Origin of the sequence: Limosilactobacillus reuteri subsp. porcinus, from assembly GCF_036621895.1 — a bacterium.
GTDB lineage: Bacteria > Bacillota > Bacilli > Lactobacillales > Lactobacillaceae > Limosilactobacillus > Limosilactobacillus reuteri_J.
The window spans coordinates 1-6293 of the sequence record NZ_LN887480.1 but is presented as its reverse complement, the minus strand read 5'-3'; the positions used below and the strand labels follow the sequence as shown (position 1 = coordinate 6293).

3 protein-coding genes and 5 pseudogenes are annotated in these 6293 nt (G+C 42.6%); 2 read left to right on the top strand and 6 right to left on the bottom strand.

Annotated elements, in window-relative coordinates; translation table 11 throughout:
- Positions 1 to 254 precede the first annotated feature (254 nt).
- Complete coding sequence (locus AACL61_RS08810; protein WP_339111260.1) at positions 255 to 464, bottom strand: hypothetical protein; 210 nt, start codon at positions 462 to 464, stop codon at positions 255 to 257.
- 190 nt (positions 465 to 654) lie between these two features.
- Here AACL61_RS08810 and mobQ point away from each other — a divergent pair.
- Positions 655 to 1218: pseudogene (gene mobQ / locus AACL61_RS08805) on the top strand (MobQ family relaxase); the annotation flags it as partial.
- Between the two features lie 59 nt (positions 1219 to 1277).
- Positions 1278 to 2021, top strand: a pseudogene (locus tag AACL61_RS08800) (IS3 family transposase); the annotation flags it as partial.
- A gap of 92 nt (positions 2022 to 2113) precedes the next feature.
- Here AACL61_RS08800 and AACL61_RS08795 read toward each other — a convergent pair.
- From AACL61_RS08795 to AACL61_RS08780, 5 genes and pseudogenes are all read right to left on the bottom strand, one after another.
- Positions 2114 to 3091 (bottom strand): alcohol dehydrogenase catalytic domain-containing protein, encoded by a 978-nt coding sequence (locus AACL61_RS08795; protein WP_056936359.1) that lies wholly within the window; start codon positions 3089 to 3091, stop codon positions 2114 to 2116.
- A gap of 158 nt (positions 3092 to 3249) precedes the next feature.
- Complete coding sequence (locus AACL61_RS08790) at positions 3250 to 3612, bottom strand: hypothetical protein (RefSeq protein ID WP_339111259.1); 363 nt, start codon at positions 3610 to 3612, stop codon at positions 3250 to 3252.
- Positions 3613 to 3779: 167 nt separating this feature from the next.
- Positions 3780 to 4013, bottom strand: a pseudogene (locus AACL61_RS09975) (IS3 family transposase); the annotation flags it as partial.
- Between the two features lie 21 nt (positions 4014 to 4034).
- Positions 4035 to 5288: pseudogene (locus AACL61_RS08785) on the bottom strand (ISL3 family transposase).
- Positions 5289 to 5562: 274 nt separating this feature from the next.
- Positions 5563 to 6195: pseudogene (locus AACL61_RS08780) on the bottom strand (M20/M25/M40 family metallo-hydrolase); the annotation flags it as partial.
- Positions 6196 to 6293: the final 98 nt, after the last annotated feature.

Genomic DNA, 6293 nt, shown 5'->3' with positions numbered 1-6293 from the left:
AATCAGCTATGAGAGTTAATTCGCGTGTGGTAAGATGTTTATAGGTCATTTGTGATTGCCTTTCTTTTGATTAGGGATACTCAAAAGTCTATCACAAATGGCTTTTTATTTTTTCTAACTTAATTTTACAAACGACGTAGTATTTAGATTGCCGTAATTTAAAATCTTCTCGTTCAATTTTTTGCTTTAAACGTGCTTGTTGTTTAACTAGTTTTTCATATTGATTAGACATGGAATTTCCCCATCTCGTATGGCTAATAATCTACGGACTTTACCTTTAAAAATTCAGAAAATTGCTGGGCTAAAAGCTTAATCTGATCGTTAGACAAATTAGCATAATCTAAATTGGCTTGACTGATGATTTGTTTACCTAACCGTTGTTCAATCTTATTTTTTTCATCCTTAATTTTTTGATTAAGGGCTTTTAATTTAGCTTCTTGTTTTTCTAAGTTACTTTGAGACATAACGACCCCCTCCAATCATATTATAAAAGTAAATTCATGAGAATCAGCAGACCGAGTGAAACGAGGTTAATGCGCACTTACACACAACAACTAAAGTTAGTTGTGTTATTATGCTAAACCCTTGTATCAGAAGTCGCCGTTGGCGACAACAAAAGCAATCCCATAAACCCAAAGAAAGATGGTGATTGACATGGCAATTTTTCACATAAGTTTTAGTAATATTAGTGCTGGTAAAGGACGAAGTGCGATTGCCAGTGCCGCTTATCGAAGTGGTAAAAAGCTATTCGATCAAAAAGAAGGGCGAAGCTATTTTTATGCCCGATCGGTTATGCCAGAAAGCTTTATTTTAACCCCCAAAAATGCACCAGAATGGGCCAGTGATCGAGAGCAGTTGTGGAATGAAGTCGAAAGAAAAGATCGTAGAGCAAATTCACGCTATGCAAAAGAGTTTAACGTGGCTTTACCAGTTGAATTAAGTGAAGATGAACAGAAAGAATTATTGACAAAATATGTACAAGAAAATTTTGTTGATGAGGGTATGGTTGCCGACGTAGCAATTCATCGCGACCACCCAGATAATCCGCACGCTCATGTTATGCTAACTAATCGTCCATTTAATCCAGATGGAATATGGGGATTGAAAAGTAAAAGGGAAAATATATTAGATGAAAATGGGAACAAGACTTATACAGGAAATAGTCGTTTTCCAAGATCAAGAAAGGTGTGGCTAGTTGATTGGGATAATCAAAACAAAAAGAGCCCTAATCACGAAGTGATTAGAACTCGAAATATGGATTCACCAACAACAGTTGACGAAGAGCCATTAAAGTCCTCTTTAACTACTACCAAGCTGAATACGGCGTACGCCGTTTAAGCACTCAAATTCGAGACTACTATCGCTTAATTGGTAAAAAGACACCTAATCATAAGCGCATTTAGCGCTTAATGCATGAAATGGGACTTAAATGTATCAAATATAATCGGCGAGTCCGTAAGTATGATTCCTCTAAGGGACCAAATGGCAAGAAAGCTAAGAATAAGCTAAATCGGCGTTTTATGAGTAACCGTAAATATCAGAAAATGGTTTGTGACATTACAGAATTAAAGGCTCATGATGGGCGAAAAGTGTACTTAGAAATTATTAAGGACTTGGCAACTAACCAGCTTCTCACTTGGTCAGTCAGTCAACATCCAAATCTTCAATTCGCATTAGATCCACTCCAGCAATTACTTAAGCAGTTACCTCATACAGGATACCAATTAACTTTACATACTGATCAAGGCTGGCACTATCAACATCGTGCTTGGCACAAACTACTTCGTCAGGGAAACATTAGGCAAAGCATGTCGCATCGAGCAACCTGTCTGGATAACGCTGCCTGTGAAACAGTCTTTAGTAAACTGAAAGCAGAAATTGGTCCTGATACCAGTTATCGCAATCAAGAAGAATTAAGCCAAGCAATTAATGAATGGATTCACTTTTATAACGAACGCCGTATTCAGACAAAACTAGGCAACCAAACTCCACTTCAATATGAGCAGAATCTAGTTGCCTAGAAAAATATTTATTCAATTTTAAAGCAAGAACATACAGGTTCCAACTTTAAGGGTACACGTCAAACCGCAACCGTTTTTTCAACCTTAGGCACTTAAATTTTTTCCGTCGGCGGCACCAGCACAAACCGCTGGTGGTGATCACGCCCCTGCTCCAGGGCGGCGTGTACTTCCGCAGCGGCCGCAAACGGCTGGCAATTGAGGTCGTCTTCGAGTAACGCACCCGCGGCAAACTGCGGATTTAACCACTTTGCCGCCCGCGCTAGTTGGTCGTCGGTAGCGTGGCTGATGACGAAGCCGCTAATTTGCTTTTGGGCCATGTAAAACTGGCGGACGTCGAAGGTAAAATGATTATCCGCCGGCGCCGTGATCAGCGTGACCTGGCCGCCCTGATTGAGCGCCGCCAAGTTAGCCTGCAATGGCACCTTACCGGACGTATCAATTATGTGATCAAACTGCCGGTCGCACTGGGACGCCACCGGTTCGTGGTAATCCAACGTTAACTCGCTTCCCAATTGCCGACAGCGGTCAAAGTCGCGCGCTGCGGAAGTCGTCGTCACGACCGCCCCTAACTGGTGCGCTAGCTGAATAAACTTACGGCCGACGTTCCCGGCCGCCCCCTCGATTAGGATGGCCTGCCCGCGGGTTAGTTGCATGACGTCTTGCAACACAATCGCGGCCGTCGCGGCCGAATGGACCGCCGCCACCAGTTGGCGGGCATCCACACCGCATGGCACCGGATAAAGCCGGTCGGCAGCAACCGCCACCATTTCGGCGGTCGCCCCCATCCGCCCGTCGTAACCGGCAGAGTTGGTCCAAACCAAATCACCGACCGCAAAGTTAGTCACGCCGGCCGCCACCCGCAGTACCGTGCCGACCAAATCACGGCCGACAACGTGCGGCGTGGCCAGTGCCGTTTGAAACGCCCCACTACGAACAAAGGTATCGACGTGGTCGACCGCCACGGCCTGCACCCGGACCAGTACCTGATTGGCCCGTAGTTGCGGTTCGTCAATTTCCCGCAATCGTAACGCTTCCGGCCCACCGAGTTGCTCGAAAGTCACTGCCTGCATCTAAAAAACTCCTCTCATCATTTTAATTATATCTGTCCTTAATTTTAACGAAACTGGGCGAACGCAAAGGTGGCTCGGTTTTCCAAATCTTCTAATTATCGTCACTGAACCAATATTTCCACTAAAAAAGTCGGTAACTACTTGCCGACTCCCGTCCCCTATTTCACTTCCACAAACTTACTCGTTGCGTCGTCGTACTTTGCTAAGATATCATTCTTTTTATCGTAGCGATAAGTATCAACTAGCTTATCGCTGTCTTCATCGTATAACTTGATTTCGGTCACGTTATCCCACGGCTGACTTTCAACGTACGTGTAGTCGTCGGCGTCCCGGTCTTCTTTGTTAGCCATGACGGAAACCGCGGTCGCCGCGTCCTTTGAGAGCACGCTTAGCGCTTTTCCCGTATGGTGTTGGTTCGAATCTTCCGTGTCGTCACTATCATTTTCATCCACATCGTCGGTTGAAGTTGTCGTGGTGGTTGTAAGTAGTTTGACGGCCTTGCCCACGTTGGCTTGCCCCATCAAATCAACCTGCTTTTTGGCCGAGCCGGTACTACCTTCAAGTTTAAACGTGTAGGACCCCGGCATCAACGGCCCTGCCTGGTAGCTTTCGTGATCGTACTTCGTCGTACTCAGCTTGACATCGTTGGCGGTAATCGCTGCACCCCTTCTAAAGGGTAACACAAAAGTTAGACAAAATTGAATATTTTTAAACTGCTAAGGCATGTTCCCTGTATTCGCAGGGAGTCATGCCTTTTGTTTTCTGTGATATTCAACCAATCGACGTAATTCTTTGTGATTTCCTTGAATTCTCCAATATCTTTACACTGTGGAAATCCATTAAGACATTCTGTTTTAAGAAGATGAAAGAAGCTTTCAATTGGCGCATTATCAAGACAGTTTCCCTTACGAGACATGCTTTGTATAAATTTTTTTCAGAGAGTTTATCGGTATGGCATTTTGAAAACGTATAGTACTCGAGTTCTAAACCTCCAGAAGCTGCGATAGCCAAAACTGGCTCGTTTGATCGCCTTGATTTTATTATTAGAACCTTCCAAAGGACCATTTGAATAGTGTGTGGTAAAGGTGTTACGAATCTCATCATGATGGCTTTCAAGTGTTTTAATCGTGTTCTTCATTTCTTCAGAATACGTTTTGTTATTCCAAAATGCCGCATTGTAGTTATGCCAATCTTGATGTTGGACAGCTGACCGGACGCTGTTTAAGACTTGATAAGTTTGTTCTAGTTCTGAATCCAACGATAACAGCTGATGGACAACATCGGTGGCAGCCATCCAGTAAGGAAAATTAGTTCACTTTTTGAATTGTTCAAAGTTAAGCTGTTCAGTTGGTACTAACAACAGCTTCCAGTAGCGCTTAAGGGCGTGAAATTCGCGAGAAGACGGGGTAAACTTCTTCATCACCTTGATTCTGGTTTTGTTAAACGCCCGATTTAGGGCGTTGATAATATGAAACTTGTCCATGACCACCATGGCATTGGGGAACACGGTCTGCACAAGCTTGGGGTAGGTATAATTCATATCAGTCACAATAATTTTGACGTTTTCTCGGGCAGCTTGATCGAAGCGGTAAAAATACTTCTCTAGTTTATTGATGGTTCGATAAGGGAGTAAGTCGATTAATTCATGGGTTTCGCCATTCATGAACTCAAAGCTCATGGCACCAGTAGCGCTCTTGGTACTCTTCACCTCATCCATTAAGATGATCTCTGGTAAATAGTGCCAATTAGTTTGAAAGTCTCGTTCAGCGCGCATTAACTGGCGGCCCACAAATGAATCTGATGCCGATACTTCATTGGCAATGTGCTTCAAAGAGACCGGTTCACCGAGCTTCTCTAGGCATTCTTTGCGGCTGGTGTTTGAAATTGTACAGTGTTTCGGAACTGCCACTGTTTGTGCAAGAAAGTTGCCGTGACATTCTTTACAGTGGAAATAGCGGCGCTTTAAGGCTAAGATGACGGTGTTGCTCAGAACCTTCGAGAATCTGATAGTGGTATTGCGCCAGCCGTAGTTAATAATCTTTTGATCATTGATAATCCCGCACTTGGGACAAGCCTTCGGCGTGTAATCCAAGTGGCCAGTTAAGCGAATAACCCCGTCTTCTCCAGTTTCACCGTCAGTAATTTTTAGGTTCTCGTCAGCTATTCCTAATAATAATTTTGTAGTATCATGACACATAGGGCATTTCCTTCTTTCTGAAAAATCTTCGTGGTGGTTGACTTGGATGAACGGACAGGAAATGTCCGCTTTTTTATTCTAGCCATAAATAAAAAATCTGTCATCAGTAATAGATGAAAATCTATTACCAACAACAGATATTGTAGAATCTTTTTTTGTGTCTAAAATTAGCCCGGCATGAATTAAGTTCAACTTAGATTACGAATAACCTAATGAAAACATATTAAAAGAATCGTCAGCCATCATCGCTAACGATTCTTTTTAGTAGGTAATATTATTTTTCGAGAAATTCAATAAATAATTTTTGATAGATTTCAATGAAGTCTAAATACATCTGTTTAGGTAAACTTTCGTTAACTTGATGTTGGGAACCATCTCCTGGCCCATATACAGCAAAAGGAAAATCATGCGGCTTATCCTTAGCTAGATTAGAAGCATCGGTGATTCCGGGGCTTGCAGCCACGACAATATCTCGTCCTGCATATTCTTTACCTAGTGACTGAATAATTTTAACTAACTGGTTGGAAGGACTCGTAGCAATTGGAAATTCATTCATAATTATGTCTGTATCAATTTGAGCTCCATTTGCATTGTAAGATTTAACGAATGTTTCAATCTGCTTAGCCACTTGGTTATTATCGTATTCTGGAATCGTACGAACGTTGACCAAAGCGGTAGCTAAATCAGGTAAGGAATTAATCTGACTACCACCATTCAAAACGTCAATGTTGAAACGTACTGGACCCATCTCTCCGGCTGGAATCGTCTCAAAGTAGGTGTTAGCTTCATTCAATAGTTGCATCAACGGTACTAGAGCGTTGTATCCTTTTTCAGGAGTAGAGCTATGAACGGAAGTACCTTTAGAGGTAAATTTAATATCGAAAGAACCTTTTTGTTCAGAAGCAGTGGGGCTGGGAATTAACTATTAATTCTTGGTTCTCTAACAGTAAAATCCGGACTATGATTTTTGATCGATTCAAAAATCGTAGTCCGGATTTTAAATTA

Bases quoted from the DNA above. Each gene is read 5' to 3' on its own strand.
- AACL61_RS08810 (WP_339111260.1), bottom strand. From the start codon at position 464: ATGTCTCAAAGTAACTTAGAAAAACAAGAAGCTAAATTAAAAGCCCTT.
- AACL61_RS08795 (WP_056936359.1), bottom strand. From the start codon at position 3,091: ATGCAGGCAGTGACTTTCGAGCAACTCGGTGGGCCGGAAGCGTTACGA.
- AACL61_RS08790 (WP_339111259.1), bottom strand. From the start codon at position 3,612: ATGGGGCAAGCCAACGTGGGCAAGGCCGTCAAACTACTTACAACCACC.